The following is an 18,615-nucleotide window of genomic DNA, read 5'->3' as shown; positions in this document are numbered from 1 at the left end:
GAGGGGCGCTACACGCCGATATAGCGCTCCACAAGACTGCGATCCGCATGCAGCGTCTTGGCGCTCATCACGGCCCCGCCAATGCCATTTTCCAAAAAGACCACCCGGTCCGCCACTTCCAGCACCGCATCGACCCGCTGTTCCACCAACAGCACCGCGACCCCCTTTGCCCGCAGTCCTGTAATCACCTCACGAATGGCTGCGATCATCGAAGGCTGAAGCCCCTCGGTCGGCTCGTCGAGCAATAGCACCTTTGGCCGCAGACAGAGCGCCCGCGCCATTGCCAGCATCTGCTGTTCGCCCCCCGAGAGGGTCTGCGCCTTTTGTCCCAAACGCTCGCGCAGGCGCGGGAAAAGCGTCAGCACGTCCTCGCGCACCTCTGGCCCGCTTTTGCGCGCCCGGAGTCCAATCTCAAGGTTCTGCGCCACTGTGAGGTCAGCAAACAGCCTGCGTCCCTGCGGCACATAGCCCACGCCGGCGCGCGGCACCTCATGCGCGGGCAGGGTGCTCAGGGCGCGCTCTTGCAACCAGATGCTGCCGGACATGAGCGGCAAAAGCCCCATGATCGCCCGCATCGTGGTGCTCTTGCCCGCCCCGTTGCGACCCAACAGGCAGAGGATTTCGCCCGGATGCACCTCTAGGCTTAGATCGCGCAGCACCTGTGCCCGGCCATAGCCTGCGTTGACCTTATCCAGCCGCAGCATCGGGCGCCCCCCCCAGATAGGCCGCCTGCACGTCCCTGTTGGCATGAATTTCCGCGGGCGTTCCCTCGGCCAGAACCTGACCAAAGTTGAGCACGGTGATCCGGTCCGCCAGATCCATCACCACCCGCATGTTATGCTCAATGAGCAGGATCGTCGCCTCTTGCGCCAGCTCGCGGATCAGATGCACAAAGCTGTCAATCTCGCCCTCCGCCAACCCCTGCGTTGGCTCGTCCAGGATGAGCAGGCGCGGGCGTTGCGCCAGACCCATGGCAATTTCCAGCAGGCGCTGATGGCCATAGGCCAGATCGCCAGCCTCTTGATCCTTGCGGTCCGTCAGCCCGACACGCGCCAGTGCCGCATCTACTTCCCCGCTCACGGCCTTGCCGCTCAGATGCCGCCGCGCGGCCAAGGCAACATTCTCCTGCACGCTCAACCGGCCAAAGATCGACGTGATTTGGAACGTATAGGCCATGCCAAGGCGCATCCGCCGGTGCGCGGGCAACGCGGTGATATCCTGCCCGTCAAAGATCACCTGCCCCGCGCTTGGGCTGATCCGTCCCGAGATCATGCCGACCAGCGTTGTCTTGCCTGCCCCATTCGGGCCGATGAGGGCGCGAATTTCGCCTTGGGGCAGGTCGAAATCCACGCCTTCAACGGCGCGCAGCCCAGAGAAATGTTTGCTCAATCCCCGCGTTGACAGCAGCATCATGGCACCCCCCGCCAGATCCGCCGCCGCAATTCGCCCATCAACCCCTGAGGGGCAAAGAGCGTGAGCAGCACCAGTGCGACACCGGCAATCAGCATATAGGCGGTGGTCACGCCTGAACTGAGGTCAATCAGGTAGAACATGAAGAGCGTGCCGATGAACGGTCCCAGCACCGTGCCCGCCCCGCCCAAAAGCACCCAGAGGAGAGGAAAGATCGAATATTGCACCGAGGCAAATGTCGCCCCCACATAGCCAAAGAGCAGACCGTAAGCCGCCCCCGCCGCTGCTGCCATCGTGCCCGAAATCACCATGACCGCGAACTTATGCGCGAAAACGTCATAGCCCAGCATGCGCACGCGGTCCTCGTTCTCGCGGATCGCCACCAGCACCCGGCCAAACGGTGAGCGCACGATCCACAGGCACAGCATCATGCAAACCCCAAACAGGATCAGCGCCGCCAGATAGCGGTTGCCCTCAAGGCTCAGGTCGATGCCCCAGAGCATGCGTTCCGGCTGCTGAATCACAAAGCCCTCATCGCCCCGCGTCAGCCCGCCAAAGTAGAGCACCGTCAGATATCCCGCCTGCGCGAACATCAGCGTGACGATCATAAACGCCACCCCGGCCGTGCGCAGCGCCAGCACGGCCAGCCCACCCGAGACCACAGCCCCCGCCGCCAGCCCCAAAATCAGCGCCGGTGCAGGCGTCAGGCCCAGATGCTGCACCCCCAGCCCCATCCCATACATGCCCGCCGCGAAAAACAGCGCATGGCCCAGACTGAGCAGCCCGGTATAGCCAAACATGAGGTTGTAACCCATGGCATAGCTCGCCAGCACCATCACCCGCGCCAGATTGCCGTGGTGATAGGCGGGCAGCACGAAATGCAGCGCCAGCAACAGGGCCAACAGCCCGGCATGTGACGCATAAACCCTCATGCGCCGCGTGTCCCAAACAGACCCTGCGGACGAAACACCAGCACCAGCCCGACCAAGAGCGTCGCCAATATCTTGGCCAGAGTGGGCGAGAAAAACACCGAGATGATCCCGTCACTGAGGCCAATCAGCACCGCCGCCAGCACCGTGCCGGGCAGACTGCCAAGCCCACCGATAATCACCACGATAAACGACAACAGCAGCGGGTCCGCCCCCATCAGGTAATGCGCTTGCTGGATTGGGACGATCAGCACGCCCGCCAGCGCCGCCAGCGCCGCGCCCAGACCAAAGACAAGCGCATAGACCCGCTCGACCGGGATGCCGAATGCCAGCGCCATTTCACGATCCGCCTGCGTCGCGCGCATCACCAGACCGATCCGCGTGCGCGCCATCAACGCCCAGACTGCGCACAGGATTACCACCGCCGCGCCGATGACCGCCAGCTTGTAGGATGTCGTGCCCAGCCCCCAAGGCCAGATCATCTGCCAACCCTCCGCGCCCCGCTCGAACCACGGAATAGACAGCCGCGTATTGAACGGGGCCGCGACGGGCCGCGCATCGGGACCATATCCCATGAGAGTCACTTGCTGAATGATATAGAGCAGACCGATGGTGGCGACGATGGTGCGCTCGGGATCATAGTTCAGCCGCTTGAGGATCGTCATATCCGCGACCGCCGCCAGCGCCCCTACAAGGAGCGGTGCCGCGACCAGCGCCAGCGCGAAACCGATGGCGGGATGCCCGGCCATGGTCTGCGCGATCCACCACGCCAGCACCGCGCCCAGCATGAAAAACTCGCCGTGGGCGATATTGACCACCCGCATCACGCCAAACACCAGGCTGAGGCCCACCGCCGTCAGCGCCAGCACCGCCGCTGTCACCGCGCCCTCGACCGTGGCCAGCACCAGATAGGGGCCTAGCTCCATGGATGGTGCCGTGTCATTGCGCGGCGAACTCCAGCCCGCCTATCAGGATGCGATCATCGTCGGTCAGGGTCACGATCTGCCCGTGCTTGCGCTCCAGCGCGCGGGCCACCACCTCATTGCGGGGCTCCCATTTATAGGCCCGGTCTTCACCCACAGCCACCCAAGTCAGCCGCCCGCCTCTGCGCCATGGGTCGAGCACGACCCCCTGATCAAAGGCATCGCCTTTGGCGCTGACAATTGCCGTGCTGTGCTCCAGCCGAAAGGCGTTTTCGGCGTTGGCGACCGCGCGATGCAGATCGAGCGTCTGGAAATTTTCCTGCTTTAACCGATCTTCCATATCCCGCGCCCAATGCCAGCACAGACCGCGCGGCTTCAGCCCCAAGTTGACCTTGGTGTTATGCACAATCGGTGGATCGGTGATCTCGTAGTCCAACGCAAGCTGGTGACTATACTCATAGGAAATTCGCGCGGCGCGGCTCGCCTCGTTGGGGTCTACCTCTGGGCCCAGAGCGCGGATTGCGGCCGCCAGACGGGTTATGTCTCCGTCTTGGGGGGGCGGGGGTGGCGCCCCGCAGCCGGTTAACACCACCAGCGCCAGACCCCAGAAAACCCGTCGAATCCTCACATTATCGCCCCGCTCGCCAAGACCGCTTTAGAGCGGCTGCGTCGTGTAATCCACCTCGTCGGGATAAAGTGTATCCTCAATCGAGGTACGATGCACACGCATCAGCTTGCCGCCCTGCACCTGAGAAATATTCTGATGACCAAACACCTGATGCGTTTTGCCATTGAACAGCTTGTCCCCTTGCGGATGCGCCAGGCTCTCGGGCAGGCGGGTCATTGCCTCGACTGCCTCAATCAGCGCGGCGCGGTCCTGCGGTCCGCTATAACCTGCCGCCTCCATGCCCGCTTTGATCACATGCAGCGTTTCCCAGCAGCCGAACATATGCGCATAGGTGGCCACGTCGCGACCATCGCTGAGCGATGCACCCAGTGCATCGACACCAACTGCCGCCCGGTAAGCGGTCTCATGCGCGGTTTCATCCGGTTGTTGATTGCGGCACATGCCCTCCCAGAAATAGCTGTTTTCAAGGAACTCCAGACCGGGGCTGTCAATCGCCACCGCCTCTAGACTGTCAATAAACCCGAATAGCGCCGGACCCTGCCCACCAAAGAATTCGCCCAATTCCTTGACAAAGGTCAGCACGGCAGGTCCGACCATGACGTGATACAAAACCTCGGTATCGCGCGGAATTTTCGGGAAATACTTGGTAAAGGATGTCTCTGACGGCGGAATGGCGATATGCGCCAGCACCTCGCCGCCCTGCGCCTCGATGGCTTGGGTAAAGAAATCGCGGTGGTCATGACCGAATGCGAAATCCGGAAACACCATGGTGACTTTCTTGCCGAGGTTCGCGGCTACATAGGGGGCCATCGCCTGAACTTGGCTCTTCACATCGGTGATGCCCGGTTGCAGGGTATAGCGGTTGAGCATGCCAGAGGCGACGTGGTGCCCCTCGGAAACCACGAAATACGGCAGTTTCAATTCGCCCGCGCGCGGCGCAGAGCCAATGACGACATGGCTAAAGAGCGTGCCAAAGCCGATATCGCAGCCATGTTGATTGGCGAATTTCTCGACCACTTCGGCCCCGCGCTTGGGGTCCGTGCCATCATCCTCGGCCACGATCTCGATCATGCGGCCATTGATGCCGCCGCCCTCATTGATCAGTTTGACCGCCGCCTGTGTGGTGCGGTCATACCAGCGGCCATAGGCCGCCCCGATGCCGGTGCGGTGTACCTGAAACCCGATCTTGATGGGGGCGGTGGTCTGGGCATGGGTATAGCGTGCCCACATCGGCAGGCTTGCCGCCGCAACGCCGCCTGCCAGCGCAGTCAGCGCGCCGCGTCGGGTCGTGCTGGTTGTCGGGCTCATTTTTGGGCAGTTCATCGCGTATCCTCCAAAGATCAGTCGCATTTGTCCTGCAAATGCCGCACCTGCACACTCTGCGCAAGCCCTTTGGGGTTGTCCAGAGCGCTTAACGCCTTATGCCCCGCGTGGTGTGGCCAGCAGCCAGAGACCAAAGACCGTATATGCAATCATGAAAAGGGCGAGCGGTGCCTGTCCCAGCACCGCGCGTCGCCGTCCATCGCCCGCGCTCATCGCCAGCGCATGCGCCAGCAGGATGGCAATCACATGCCCCGCCACCACCGCGCCCGCCTGTGTCATCCAGATGATCCTGACCGGGCCGGGAGTGTTAAGGAATCCGGCGGATATTGTAAGCTCTGTAAGGTCAAGGGCGCGTGCGAGGGCCGCCAGAACATACTGCCCGTCAATCAGAAACGCGGTCAGGTAATGCGCAATATGATAGGCCAGCGCGATGGGCAGGATTGTCGGCGCAAAGAGGCAAAAGAGCGCCCGCAAGGGTCGTGGTTGCCCTCCCGCCAGCCGCTCACCCACCCAGAGGGTTGCGGTGAAGACCACAACAAGTGCGGAGTTGGTCGCCAGTAGCCCCAAGATGTTGGGTAATATGACGACGGATCGCCCCGGAAACTCCAACGGGTTGATCCCAAGGATTCCAAGCCAGAGAAAGGTTTCGTTCACCCCGTCAAAACTGCCCGAGCCGAGCAATATGAGGCAAAAGGCCGCCAGTCCCAAACCGGCCTTTGGGGCCCTGAGAACCTGCCATCCCGGCCCGCCAATGGAAATGCAACCCTTTGATATCCCGATGAAAGATACCCGGCGATAGGTCCGCATCAAAACCGTGATCGCCTCGCCCCGAATCAGCCAGACAGGCCCAAAAAGAGCCACCCCAACCAGCATCGCATACCAGTAAAACCCCACCACCACCGCTAGACGCCCCGGATCAGTGGGGGCAGGGTCAGCCATCAGAAACCCGGAAAAAGCTAGGAATCCCAAAACACTAGGCCAATGCCCCAAGGCGCGGGGATAGCGCAGGGGCGGGCGCATTCCGGTGAAACTGCGCAGCAAAACAGCCACGCCCACCCACGGATTGATCCAGCGCCAGACATCTCCGATCAGCCCCTGCACCGTGACCAAGCCGATCCAGAACACCACCCAGATCGCCAGCGGCAACGGATTGACGCCCGGATCTCCCGGCCCCACCAGCCCTCGCCAAACCAGCCAGCCGAGTGCCAGCGTAACGCTCAGGCTAATCGCATGCCGCACCCTGAACCATATGCGTATGCGCCCAAGTGAAAAAGGCCGAAAGAGTGCCTCTGTCAGCCCCCCCGGCAGCACGGCCAAGAGTGCAACGGTGATGGCTACGGTCACGCCACCGGCCGTGATGTAAGCCGCCGTTGGTAAGAGAAGAACAAAACCCTGCTCTCCGGCGTGCGCCCAGAGTAAACCGCTCGTCAGCGCAAGAAACACTCCGCTCAAAATAATCGCGCGCATGCCTCTGCCCTCTGCCTCTCTTGCTGGTCAATCCTGACCGTCTTGTGTGGTGCGGGAAAGAGGTAAATCGCCGCAAAAACGCAAATCCCTCGCACCTGTTGGGGGGCGAGGGATATCACTGTTTACGTCACAAAGGCGATGGTATTAGCCTGCTTGACGACGGCCCGACGCGCGAAATTCTGTTTCTTCGGTCACGGCAAACCGTCCACCTGCCAGCTTTTGCAGCTTGCCCTGACGCAGGAGTTGCCCAAAGGAGCGCAATCCATCCTCTCGTGAAAACCGATCTCGCTCGACCTCCTTGAGCTTGCCCATCAGCATCGGTCGCGAGAATTGCGGCCGCCCCTCGACATCAGACAAATAGGCTGCTGCCGCTTCTAGCAGGTCTGGCAGGCTGGTTGCGCCCATCTCTTCAGCGAAGGCAATAAAGCTGCCGTTTTGTGTTTCGACCGCGATATCGACCTCGAAGTCGGCTGTGGAAATGCGGCGCGGACGGATTGTTGTGCGCGGCGTGTCGATGCGCTGCTCCGCCACCAGCTTGAGCGGTGCGGGACGGCTTTCTTCGGGGCGTGCAGAGCGTTCGCTCGGGGCTTCAATCTGTGGGCGGCGCGGGCGCACGACATTGGCAAGATCGCTGCGATAGGGAGTATCATCCACATTTTCGCGCAGACTCGATCCGGCGCTATGCTCGGCACGGGTTGCCGCCACCGCCGCGCGCAAATGCTGAATGGCATTGCGTCGCTGACTTGAGTCGGGGGCGTCAAGCTGCGTATCGGTTTTCTCGAAGATCCGGGTCAGATCACTGGATCCTGCCGCACGTTCCAACCGGCTCACACCAGGCTCTTCTGCGGAGTCGGATGCGACTTCTGTGCGCGGAGTTACCGTCAAGGGCGCATGTTCAGCTTCAGCAACCTCGTCCTCGGCTTCGTCCTCAAGCTCTGCCTGAGGTTCCGCGTCCGGCTCTGCCGCATCATCAAGGGCCAGTTCAGCCTCGACTTCGGCCAATTCGCGTTGCAGCTCTGCCTCTTCTTCGGGGCTCAGTGCGGTGTCATCTTCGCCAAAAAGGTTTGCCTCTGCGTCCTCTAAATCGTCCTCTTCGTATTCGTCTTCTTCAAAAATGCCATTCGCGACTGCCGACTCGAACTCGGCGCGATTGACCTTTATCACCTGTGCGACCGGTTGCGCCTCTGTCTCTTGAGTAATTGGGGCAGGGGGTTCGACCTTGGCGCCGGCGGGTTCTGCATCGGCCATGAGTGCGGCTAGGGTATCCTCGAAATCGTTCGCCGCGTCTTGGTCGCTTTCATCCTCGGGAAATTCGGTGGTTGCGCGGTCATCTTCGGCGAGAATTGCATTCAGATCTTCTGCGACGCTGTCCAGAAAATCCTGTGCGTGTTCGTCTTCGGTATATTGATCTTGGGATTCGGCCTCGTCCTCGGTCTGTGCCACAACCGACCGGATCCGACTTAGTTTGGCAGCGATGCTTTCACTGTCTACGACTGGTTCGGACACGACGACTTCGGCTTCGGCTTCTGCTTGTGTCGCGAGGGGTTCGTTCTCCAAGGTTTCGGGCACGTCTGGCGTGCTCGTCTCTGCTGCTGCGGTGTCGGCCTCGACTTGTGCATCTGCGGTGTCTGCGTCCGCCCTGTCCATCAATTTCTCGGCAGCTTCGTCAGCCTGCACGGATTCTGGCGTCACCTCGGCAACAGGTTCAGGTGCGGGTTCGATTGCCTTGGCGGATTCGATGTCTGGTACAGCTGTTGCTTTTTTGGCGACCTGCGGTTCCGCAACGGGGGCTGTCGGTTCTGTTCCCGCTGTTTCCAACTTGGCCGTGTGCATGAGCGTCTGAGCCGTTTCAGCCCGAAGCACAATTTTGCCGCGTTCTTCATGCGCATCTACCCGACGGGCAGTTTCTCGTTCGGCGATTCGCGCCAACATCTCTGCATCTGGCGTTGGCGGCTCTGCCCCAAAGTATCGGTCATCCGCCGCTAAATCGCGAAAATACTCCGCAATTGCTTTCATCGTATCAAATGAATCGTCAAATCCTTCCAACGTGCACGAAAACGTGCCGTAGGAGACCGTTAGTATCTTACTTGAACCAACCATAATATGTGCTCGCTTTGCTTGCCTGCAAAGACAGGGTTTACCATGACGCCATAGACCAAAGCGGCCCGATTCTTAGATTTTTACCGTATCATTTCGTGGCCAGAATGTGACATCAGGTTAGTTAAGGCAACGATAAGAGGCAAATTTAATGATTGTCCGTGAATCTGAACCAGTGATCTTGATCGGCGGGGCCGCTGTGCCGGAGGGGTATGTTAACCATGCGCTCTCGATCACGCGGATTGTGATCGCTGCCGATAGCGGGGCCGATACCGCGCTGGAGCATGGAATTATGCCGCGCGCGGTAATTGGCGATTTTGACAGCATCTCACAATCTGCCCGTGCCAGCATCCCGGATGCCGCACAATATCCGAACCCGGATCAGAACACGACCGATTTCGAGAAATGCCTTGCCGCGATATCGGCGCCGCTCATTTTAGGTTTGGGGTTTTGCGGGGACCGGCTTGATCATCAACTGGCGGCCTGTACGGCACTTGTGCGGCATCCTTGGCAGCGCTGTATCCTGCTGGGTGCCAGTGATCTGATGTTTCTCTGTCCTCCGTCGCTAGACCTGCCGTTGCCTGCGGGCTGCCGCATCTCGGTCTTTCCCATGGGGGCGGTCGAGGGGGTGTCTGATGGGCTGCAGTGGCCGATAGCTGGGCTCAACCTTGCTCCGGATGGACGTATCGGCACTTCGAACGCAGCGCTCGGCCCTGTTCATTTGGCGGTGACTGCGCCCAAGATGCTGGTGATTTTGCCACTCGATATGCTCAAGATCGCTGTTGCGACCCTGCGCAGCACCACTGCCCGCTGGCCTGATCCCGCCGATGAGGGGCACATCGTATGACATTGACTCAGCGCCTGACCAGATGGGTTGACGTGGTTGTCTTCGATCTCGGACGGCAAATGCGCTGGACCTTTCTGCCCCCCTTGATGATCTATTTCGCGGCTGGGTTTTCCGGCCTCACGATGATCGTCGGCACTTTCTTCGTAAAGGAATATCTAGACCTTTCTGCGGCCTATCTGGCCGGTCTCGCCTTTTGGGCGGGGCTGCCTTGGGCGCTCAAGATGCCGCTGGGACATTTGGTAGACATCATCTGGCGCTGGAAATGGTTGCTTGTCTATTTCGGGGCCGGGTTGATCGGGCTGTCGGTGTTCATCATGTATCTGCTTTTGACACAGACCGAGGCGATGACCGCGATCATGCCAAAAGGGGCGTGGTATGTGACGTCGTACCTTCTGGCCCCGTGCGGATTGGTCATTCAGGACGCGGTTGCCGATGCCATGTCGGTCGAGGCGGTGCCGCGTATTGATGCTGACGGTCGCAAGATCGACGACGAGGTCGCCCGTGCCCTGCACACCACGATGCAGACGCTTGGCCGATTTGCGTTGATTGCAGGCACGCTCGCTGTGGCGGCGCTCAACATCTACATGTTTGCAGGTATTGAGGCGCTCGATGCTGAGGCCAAGCGTTCCACCTATGCGCTGATCTATCTGTCAGCCCTCTCGATTCCGCTGGTGTCAGTGTCGGGCGTGCTGCTCGCGGCATGGCAAAAGCATCGCTTGCACCGGGGGCTGATAACGCATGGGCTGAGCGAAGCCGAAGCTGACACGCTCTTTGAACGACCGGGCGAGGAAACCCGCCCCAACCCGTGGTATTTCATCGGCGGCGCAGGGTTCGTGGCGCTGTCACTCACGATCGGGCTGGGCGATATCCCCTATGGTCAGGAGATTATCTTTGCCGGGTCCATGGTGATCGTGCTCTTGCTCATGCGCCAGCTTGTGCTGGTCCTGCCCACTGCTCAAGCGCGCACGCTGGTTGGCACTGCGGTGATCATCTTCATGTTCCGCGCCACGCCCCGCCCCGGTGATGGCTACACATGGTTTTCCATCGACCTCTTGGCCTTTGATCAGCAATTCCTTGCGGTGCTCTCGCTCATCACCTCGCTTTTGACGCTGGTGGGTATGGTTATCCTGCGTCCGCTCATGGCCCATCGCAGCATCGTCTATATCGTGGTGCTGCTCACCTTGGCGGGCGGAGTTTTGTCGTTGCCCAACATCGGGCTTTATTATGGGGTGCAAGAGATCACTGCCGCGTTCACCGGTGGTATTGTTGATGCGCGGTTCATCGCCATTCTCGACACCGCCATCGAATCGCCCTTGGGACAGGTGGCAATGATTCCGATGTTGGCGTGGATCGCCCGCAACGCGCCGGACAATCTAAAGGCCACGTTCTTTGCCGTGATGGCGTCTTTCACCAATCTGGCGCTGTCGGCCAGTTCTTTGCTGACCAAATACCTCAATCAGATCTTCATCATCACGCGCGAAGTCCGCGATCCGTCTTCTGGACAGATCACCACACCTGCGGATTATAGCGAGTTGGGGATGTTGTTGATCACCGTCGTGCTTGTCACCGTTGGTCTGCCGCTCGTGACCGTATTTATCATTCAGCGCAGTGCCTTGCGCAGCCGCGACTAGCCTGCCGTTGCAAGTCAGGGCAATTCAGCCTCGGGGATGATTCCAAAAAACTGACCACCGGACCAAAGACCAAACCAGCCCTCTACCCTATCACCAATCTCGACCAGTCTGTAAAAGCTCTTGCGGTCTATCAGTGCCTCAAGGTTGGCGCGCACCAGAATGTAGGGTGATGGCTCGCCTGTTTCGGGGTCGCGTTCAACCCGGATGGGATGATCCGGGCCAGCCGTCACCTGATCGCCGACGTTGGTCTCAAACCGCAGATTTTGCGCCTTGCCAGTGTCTTCGGCCTCGAAATCTACGGCGACAAAGGGGGCATCATCAACGGTTATTCCAACCTTCTCGACCGGAGTGACCAAAAAGTAATCATCGCCATCACGGCGCAGGATTGTGGAAAACAGTTGAACCAACTCGGGGCGCCCGATGGGGGTACCAAGGTAAAACCACGTACCATCCCGCGCGATCCGAATGTCCAAATCGCCGCAAAATGGCGGATTCCACAGGTGAACCGGGGGTAAGCCCTTGCCTTTTGCCCGAACGGCGCTTGCCGCGGCAGCGATCCCCTCGGCTGACGGGGTTGTGACGGTTTCTTTGCTCATTGCTTTTGCCATTTCTGTCTCAAGCTATACACTCTAACCGTAGGATATAGTTCTGACAGGAGTTTTGCCATGACCGATGACACCGATCTTTTGGCCGGTCTTGAGGCGCTTGAGGGCAAATTGGCGCTGGCACGCGCCTCAATCACGCGACGGTTTATTGGCCAAGAGCAGGTTGTGGACCTTGCGCTGTCGGCGCTTCTTTGCGGTGGTCATGGGTTGCTCATCGGCCTGCCTGGACTGGGCAAGACGCGACTTGTCGAGACACTCGGCACGGTGATGGGGCTGCATACCAACCGGGTGCAGTTTACGCCGGATCTGATGCCTGCCGATATTCTTGGCAGCGAAGTGCTTGAGACTGCGCAGGACGGCAAACGCGCCTTCAAGTTCATTGAAGGGCCTGTCTTTTGCCAGCTCTTGATGGCTGATGAGATCAACCGTGCCAGCCCGCGAACCCAATCCGCGCTTCTTCAGGCGATGCAGGAACGCACTGTCACGGTGGCGGGTGTCAGCCGTTCACTTGGCACGCCGTTTCACGTGCTGGCCACTCAGAACCCGATTGAACAAGAGGGCACCTATCCATTGCCAGAGGCGCAGCTTGATCGATTCCTCGTGCAGATCGAGGTGCCTTACCCGGATCGCGACACAGAACGCGCCATTCTCTTGGCTACCACCGGGGCGACCGAAGAGGCCGCGCATGCTGTATTTACCCCGTCCGAGTTGATAGCGGCGCAACAGATGCTGCGGCGCATGCCGGTGGGCGAAAAGGTGATGGAGGCGATTCTCGATCTGGTGCGCGCCTGCCGCCCAGAGGATACAAGCGCCGCCGATATCGTGCGCCAGAGTGTGGCATGGGGGCCGGGGCCGCGCGCCGCTCAGGCGCTTATGCTGACGGTACGCGCGCGGGCAATGCTGCAAGGGCGGCTTGCCCCGGATGCCGATGATGTTGCAGCGATGGCGCAGCCGGTCCTTGGCCATCGCATGGCGCTGAATTTCGCGGCGCGCGCCCGTGGCGACAGCCTTGGAGCGCTGATTTCCCGCACGGTTGAGAGTGTATCCCACGTGCAGGCTGCCGCCTGAGATGACCGCGCCTGCCCCCAACACTCTGCGCCCCCGCGCCGAAGCCGAGGCGGCCCGCCTTCCGCCGCTTTTGGCCCGAGCAGAGCTATTGGCGCGGACAGTGCTTTTGGGGGAGCATGGCCGCAGGCGTGCAGGCGCGGGTGATGATTTCTGGCAATATCGTCCGGTGCAACCCGGTGACAGCCGCCGGATGATCGACTGGCGCCGTTCTGCGCGCTCTGACGTGCAGTTCGTCAAGCAGAGGGAATGGCAGATTGCTCAGAGCGTGATGCTTTGGGTCGATCCCGCCGCCTCGATGCGGTTTTCCAGCGACAAGAGCTTGCCCGAAAAGGCGGATCGCGCCCGGCTTTTGGCACTGTCGATAGCTGTGCTCTTGGGGCGTGGAGGAGAGCGGGTGGGCCTGACTGGCACCGCCTTGCCGCCCCGGCGTGGACAGGCGCAGGTGGCGCGCTTGGCTGAGGCGCTTGTGCAAGAGAGCGATGAGGATTACGCCAGCCCCGATATGTCAGGCCTGATCCCGCATGGTCGTGCGCTTCTGATCTCGGATTTCATGGGGGATCTCGCCCCGTTGCGCGACGCCCTGACAGCGGCGGCGGATCGCGGCGTGCGCGGGCTGCTCTATCAGGTTCTCGACCCCGCTGAAGAGGTGTTTCCCTACAATGGCCGCACGATTTTCGAGAGCGTGGGGGGGACTTTGACGTATGAGACGTTGAAGGCAGGCGATCTGCGGGCGCGCTATCTGGAGCGCCTCGCAGAGCGCAAGGACGAGCTGTCCTCGCTCTGCCATTTGACCGGCTGGCGCTATGGCAGCCATCATACCGGTGACAGCGCGCAATCCGCGCTTTTGTGGCTGCATGGGGCGATGGCCGGGGAGGCGGGCGCATGATACTGGGCCCGATCGGATTTGCCGCACCTTGGCTTCTCTGGGCGTTGGTCGCTTTGCCGATCCTCTGGATTATTCTACGCGCCGTGCCACCCGCACCGATCCGTCGGCGATTTCCGGGAGTGGCGCTGCTTCTGGGGCTCAAAGATGAGGATAGCGTCAGCGACCGCACACCATGGTGGCTCCTGCTTTTACGCATGTTGGCGGTGGCGGCGGTTATTGTGGGGCTGGCGGGGCCGGTGTTGAATCCACGCGGCGAAGGCGAGGCGCGCGCGTCGGGGCCGCTTCTGATCCTGCTTGACGGCAGCTGGGCCAGCGCGCGGGACTGGGCCGCGCAGATGGGTGTGATAGACACGCTTTTGGCTGAGGCGGGGCGCGACGGGCGGCCTGCTGCACTGATGCAACTCAGCACCCCTGAAGCGTTGGTGTTTCAGGCCGCAGAGACCTTGCGCAGTCGTTTGCCGGGACTGGTTCCGACCCCTTGGGCGATTGAGGCCGTGGCAATGGACCGGGCGGCCGAGGCCTTGGGCGAGGGCGAATTCGAAACTCGCTGGTTTTCGGACGGGCTGGCGCAGGACGGACGCATGGCGCTCTTGGAAGCGCTGGAGGCGCGTGGCTCGGTGACTGTTCACGAAAGTCCGCGCATCGTGTTCGCGCTGGCACCGCCGGTGCTTGAGGACGGGCAGATCGTTGTGCGCGCACTCCGTGCGGCAGGGGGGACAGAGCGCGGCATCACGGTTAATGCGCACGGGCTCGATCCTGCAGGGGTTTCGCGCATCTTGGCAACCTTGCCGCTGAGCTTTGATGATGGGGTGGCGGAGGCGTCCGGCGCACTCTCTCTGCCGCCTGAATTGCGCGCCCGTGTCACGCGTTTTGAAATTGCGGGTGAAGCGCAGGCCGGGGCTGTGACCCTGACCGATGATGGGCTGAAACGCCGCGAGGTGGCGCTTATCGCAGGCCGAGAGGATCGCGAGGGGCTGGAACTATTGGCGCATCTGCACTACCTGAAACAAGCCCTCAGCCCAACCGCCGATTTGCTCGAAGGGGGGCTGATGGATGTCTTGCCCGCCAACCCTGATGTGATTGTGCTGGCCGATGTGGCGACGCTCTCGGGCGCGGAACAGGCGGCGTTGCTCGATTGGGCAGACAAGGGCGGGCTTCTTTTGCGTTTTGCCGGACCGCGGGTGGCTGCGAGCGACGTGTCACGCGGCGATGAGGACCCGTTGATGCCGGTTCGGCTGCGTGCGGGCGGACGAACGGTCGGCGGTGCGATGAGCTGGGGTGAGCCCAAGGCGCTTGCTCCTTTTGTCGACGGCAGCCCATTTCAGGGGCTGAATGTCCCTTCGGATGTGACGGTGAGCGCGCAGGTGATGGCGCAGCCCGATCCGACGCTCGCGGACCGGGTCATCGCCCAATTGAGCGACGGAACCCCGCTGGTTACACGCAAACGGATCGGCGCGGGGCAGGTGGTTTTGTTTCATGTGACCGCAAATGCCGAATGGTCGAGCCTGCCGCTTTCGGGTCTCTTTGTGCAGATGCTTGAACGGCTGGCGGTCTCCTCGGCCATGGCGCCGCCTGATGCGGCGGAACTGCAAGGCACCACATGGCAACCGGTCAAGGTGTTGGATGGATTTGGTGCGCTGCGCGATGCGGATAACCTCCCCGGTGTGACGGGCGAGCGGCTGCTGAATGCGCCGCTTGGTTCTGATCTTTTACCGGGTCTTTATGACGGACCAGAGCGCAGCGTTGCGCGCAATGTGATCGCCTCTGATACGGTGCTTAATGCGGTGGAATGGCCGGCCCGTATTTCGGTCGAGGGGCTGGAACCTTCTCCAGAAACGCCTCTGGCTGGGTGGCTTCTGGCTACGGCGCTTTTGCTGCTGACGGTTGATATTCTTGCGTCTCTCGCTCTTTCCGGACGGCTCTGGCCTGTGCGTGCAATGGCTACACTTGTGATCGCACTTAGCCTTGGGGCGGTACAAGACGCCCATGCGCAGGACGATGCGCGCGCGCTGCTTGCAACAGAAGAGCTGGCTCTTGCGCATGTGGTCACGGGGGATGTTCAGCTTGACGACACCGCGCGTGCCGGGCTGCGCGGTTTGGGGCAGGTGTTGAATTTCCGCACTTCAGTGGAACCTGCAGAGCCGATAGCGGTTGATCTTGAACGCGATGATCTCACCTTCTATCCGATCCTTTACTGGCCGATCAGCGTCAATCAACCGACCCCTTCGGCAGAGGCTTATGTCAAGCTGAACGACTACCTGCGCAACGGCGGCCTGATTTTGTTTGATACACGCGATGCCGATATCGCGGGGTTCGGTGCGGCGTCCCCCAACGGCGCACGGTTGCAACGTTTGGCGGCGCCTTTGGACATCCCGCCGCTGGAACCTCTGCCCGAAGATCACGTTCTCACGCGGACTTTCTACCTCCTGACTGACTTTCCGGGTCGTCACATGGGGCGCGCGGTGTGGGTCGAGGCCGCCCCCCCCGATGCCGAACAGATTGAAGGCATGCCGTTTCGCAATCTCAACGATGGGGTGACGCCGGTGGTGATTGGCGGCAACGACTGGGCCGCCGCTTGGGCGGTGAACGAGCGCGGCGCGCCGATGTACCCGGTTGGGCGCGGATATGCGGGCGAGCGTCAGCGGGAACTGGCGTACCGCTTTGGTGTCAATCTGGTGATGCATGTGTTGACCGGCAATTACAAATCCGATCAGGTGCATGTGCCTGCACTGCTCGACAGGTTGGGCCAATGACAGGCAGTGTGATCTTTGACCCTCTGCTGCCGCTCTGGTTGATTGCCTGTCTGGCGGTCGTGGTCGCGGCGGGCTTGGCGTTGGCGCTTTGGCGCGGGCTTGCCGGTTGGCCACTTCGGACGCTGGCAGGGTTGGTCATATTGGCCGCACTGATGGGCCCGGCCTATCAGCAAGAAGAGCGCATACCGCTTAGCGACATCGTGTTACTGGTTGAGGATGAAAGCGCCAGTCAAGGACTGGCGGATAGGGCCGAAAGCACGAAAGAAGCGGCTGCTGTATTGGCGGCACGTCTCGAGGCGCGCGCGAATACTGAAGTGCGCCGCGTGCGGGTGCCTGACGCCCCGGACAACGGCGGCACGCAGGCGATGACGGCATTGGCTCAGGCGATGGCCGAAGAGCCGTTAGGCCGCATCGCTGGCGTGATCATGCTCTCGGACGGGCTTGTGCATGACGCAGACCGTGCCCCGGAGATACCTGCGCCGCTGCATTTGTTACACACAGGCCGCGATGGGGATTGGGACCGGCGACTGAGGATCGACAATGCACCTGCGTTCGCCATTCTGGGTGAAGAGGTGCAGATGACGCTGACCGTCACTGATGACGGTGCCGCACCCGTGGGCGTGACCAGTGTACCGCTCGACATCTCGGTGGATGGCGAAGAATCGCGCCGCTTTGAGGTGCCTTTGGGTGAGGAAATCACTCTGCCACTGGTCTTGCCGCATGGCGGTCGCAATGTGCTGCAATTCACCACTCCGGCCGCCGAGGGAGAGTTGACTGACCGTAACAACACTGCCCTCGTGCAGATCAATGGCGTTCGTGACCGGCTGAGCGTGCTCTTGGTGTCGGGTCAGCCGCATCAGGGCACGCGAACATGGCGCAATCTTCTCAAATCAGACAGCTCGGTCGATTTGGTGCATTTTACCATTCTTCGGCCACCGGAGAAACAAGATGGCGTTCCGGTGCGGGAATTGTCTCTGATTGCCTTTCCAACGCGCGAGCTGTTTCTGGAAAAGGTCGATGATTTTGACCTGATCATTTTTGACCGCTATCGGCGGCGGGGAATCCTGCCGACAATCTATCTGGAGAATATCCGCCAATATGTTGAGAATGGGGGCGCTGTTCTCTTTGCGGCGGGGCCGGATTTCGCTGGGGCCGAGAGTATTTATCGTGGTCCGTTCGAGGCCATCGTGCCCGGCCGTCCTACCGCCCGTGTGGTCGAGGAGGGGTATCGGCCCAAAGTCACGGCGCTTGGCGAGCGGCATCCGGTAACGGCGGGGTTGGATCGGGAGTTTGCGGGCGATTGGGGCCGTTGGATGCGTCAAATCGAGATCACTCAAACCGGTGGCGATGTCGTCATGTCCGGTGTTGGAGATCGACCGCTGCTGCTGCTTGACCGTGTGGGAGAAGGGCGGGTGGCGCTTTTGGCCTCGGATCACGCGTGGCTCTGGGGGCGCGGGTTCGAGGGCGGCGGGCCGCAACTGGAACTGCTGCGGCGTCTGGCGCATTGGATGATGAAGGAACCCGAACTAGAGGAAGAGGCCCTCTGGGCCGAGGCCACGGGGCAGCAAATGCGCGTCATCCGTCGCTCGCTCGACGGTGAAGTTGGGTCCGTGACAATCACCACCCCGTCGGGCGAGGTGGTCGAGCGCCCGCTTGCTGAGGTGTCGCCGGGGCGCTTTGAGGCCATGTATGATGGGCCGGAAATTGGGCTCTACCGGCTGGAAAACGGCGAACAGAGCGCGGTGATTGGCCTTGGCCCGGCCGCTGCGGTGGAGTTCGAGCGCACGATTGCCAGTGCGGAAGTGTTGCAAGCTGCAATCGACGCTGAGAATGGCGGAATCTGGGCGCTGCAAGACGGCGTGCCGACCATCCGCGAGGTTCGCGAGGGACGACCCGCGGCTGGACGCGGTTGGATCGGGATTACGCCGCGCGGCGCCTATGAGACCCAGAGCCTCCGGCAAATGGCCATCTTGCCGCCATGGCTGGTCCTGTTGCTGGTATCAAGCCTGATTTTGACCGGTTGGCTGCGTGAAGGGCGCCGATAGAAA

15 protein-coding genes are annotated in these 18,615 nt (G+C 61.2%); 6 read left to right on the top strand and 9 right to left on the bottom strand.

What is annotated here, in order from left to right; genetic code table 11:
- Window positions 1–8 precede the first annotated feature (8 nt).
- The 8 genes from ACN0SW_RS04650 to ACN0SW_RS04615 form a co-directional block, all read right to left on the bottom strand.
- Window positions 9–704, bottom strand: coding sequence for an ABC transporter ATP-binding protein (locus ACN0SW_RS04650; RefSeq protein ID WP_417726743.1), 696 nt, complete (start codon window positions 702–704; stop codon window positions 9–11).
- On the bottom strand, window positions 688–1,413 hold the full coding sequence (locus tag ACN0SW_RS04645) for an ABC transporter ATP-binding protein (RefSeq protein ID WP_417726742.1): 726 nt from the start codon (window positions 1,411–1,413) through the stop codon (window positions 688–690). Before ACN0SW_RS04645 ends, ACN0SW_RS04650 begins: the two co-directional genes overlap by 17 nt.
- A complete protein-coding gene (locus ACN0SW_RS04640; RefSeq protein ID WP_417726741.1) occupies window positions 1,410–2,342 on the bottom strand; it encodes a branched-chain amino acid ABC transporter permease in 933 nt (310 codons plus the stop codon). Before ACN0SW_RS04640 ends, ACN0SW_RS04645 begins: the two co-directional genes overlap by 4 nt.
- A complete protein-coding gene (locus tag ACN0SW_RS04635; RefSeq protein WP_417726740.1) occupies window positions 2,339–3,265 on the bottom strand; it encodes a branched-chain amino acid ABC transporter permease in 927 nt (308 codons plus the stop codon). The genes ACN0SW_RS04640 and ACN0SW_RS04635 overlap by 4 nt, the downstream gene beginning before the upstream one ends.
- 13 nt (window positions 3,266–3,278) lie before the next feature.
- The gene (locus tag ACN0SW_RS04630) at window positions 3,279–3,884 is read right to left on the bottom strand and encodes a hypothetical protein (RefSeq protein WP_417726918.1); all 606 of its coding nucleotides are present in this window, start codon (window positions 3,882–3,884) and stop codon (window positions 3,279–3,281) included.
- Window positions 3,885–3,917: 33 nt separating this feature from the next.
- Window positions 3,918–5,213 carry an ABC transporter substrate-binding protein gene (locus tag ACN0SW_RS04625; RefSeq protein WP_417726739.1) on the bottom strand — a complete coding sequence of 432 codons (1,296 nt, stop codon included), beginning with the start codon at window positions 5,211–5,213 and terminating at the stop codon, window positions 3,918–3,920.
- Between the two features lie 96 nt (window positions 5,214–5,309).
- The gene (locus tag ACN0SW_RS04620) at window positions 5,310–6,680 is read right to left on the bottom strand and encodes a hypothetical protein (protein WP_417726738.1); all 1,371 of its coding nucleotides are present in this window, start codon (window positions 6,678–6,680) and stop codon (window positions 5,310–5,312) included.
- Between the two features lie 144 nt (window positions 6,681–6,824).
- Window positions 6,825–8,696, bottom strand: coding sequence for a hypothetical protein (locus ACN0SW_RS04615; RefSeq protein WP_417726737.1), 1,872 nt, complete (start codon window positions 8,694–8,696; stop codon window positions 6,825–6,827).
- Window positions 8,697–8,928: 232 nt separating this feature from the next.
- On the opposite strand from ACN0SW_RS04615, the gene ACN0SW_RS04610 reads away from it, so the two are divergent.
- Both ACN0SW_RS04610 and ACN0SW_RS04605 read left to right on the top strand, forming a co-directional pair.
- The gene (locus tag ACN0SW_RS04610; protein ID WP_417726736.1) at window positions 8,929–9,624 is read left to right on the top strand and encodes a thiamine diphosphokinase; all 696 of its coding nucleotides are present in this window, start codon (window positions 8,929–8,931) and stop codon (window positions 9,622–9,624) included.
- On the top strand, window positions 9,621–11,255 hold the full coding sequence (locus ACN0SW_RS04605) for a hypothetical protein (RefSeq protein WP_417726735.1): 1,635 nt from the start codon (window positions 9,621–9,623) through the stop codon (window positions 11,253–11,255). The genes ACN0SW_RS04610 and ACN0SW_RS04605 overlap by 4 nt, the downstream gene beginning before the upstream one ends.
- 14 nt (window positions 11,256–11,269) lie before the next feature.
- Here ACN0SW_RS04605 and ACN0SW_RS04600 read toward each other — a convergent pair whose 3' ends face one another.
- Window positions 11,270–11,851: a DUF1285 domain-containing protein gene (locus ACN0SW_RS04600; RefSeq protein ID WP_417726734.1), complete on the bottom strand. Its 582-nt coding sequence runs from the start codon at window positions 11,849–11,851 to the stop codon at window positions 11,270–11,272.
- A gap of 69 nt (window positions 11,852–11,920) precedes the next feature.
- On the opposite strand from ACN0SW_RS04600, the gene ACN0SW_RS04595 reads away from it, so the two are divergent.
- From ACN0SW_RS04595 to ACN0SW_RS04580, 4 genes are read left to right on the top strand one after another with little or no spacing between them, the layout of a single operon-like run.
- Window positions 11,921–12,928 carry an AAA family ATPase gene (locus ACN0SW_RS04595; RefSeq protein WP_417726733.1) on the top strand — a complete coding sequence of 336 codons (1,008 nt, stop codon included), beginning with the start codon at window positions 11,921–11,923 and terminating at the stop codon, window positions 12,926–12,928.
- Between the two features lies 1 nt (window position 12,929).
- The gene (locus ACN0SW_RS04590; RefSeq protein WP_417726732.1) at window positions 12,930–13,814 is read left to right on the top strand and encodes a DUF58 domain-containing protein; all 885 of its coding nucleotides are present in this window, start codon (window positions 12,930–12,932) and stop codon (window positions 13,812–13,814) included.
- Complete coding sequence (locus ACN0SW_RS04585) at window positions 13,811–16,567, top strand: DUF4159 domain-containing protein (protein ID WP_417726731.1); 2,757 nt, start codon at window positions 13,811–13,813, stop codon at window positions 16,565–16,567. Before ACN0SW_RS04590 ends, ACN0SW_RS04585 begins: the two co-directional genes overlap by 4 nt.
- Window positions 16,564–18,612, top strand: coding sequence for a hypothetical protein (locus tag ACN0SW_RS04580; RefSeq protein ID WP_417726730.1), 2,049 nt, complete (start codon window positions 16,564–16,566; stop codon window positions 18,610–18,612). The genes ACN0SW_RS04585 and ACN0SW_RS04580 overlap by 4 nt, the downstream gene beginning before the upstream one ends.
- The last annotated feature ends 3 nt before the right edge of the window (window positions 18,613–18,615 follow it).

This window comes from Roseovarius sp., from assembly GCF_048262375.1.
GTDB lineage: Bacteria > Pseudomonadota > Alphaproteobacteria > Rhodobacterales > Rhodobacteraceae > Roseovarius.
This window is presented reverse-complemented; position numbering and strand designations above follow the sequence as displayed.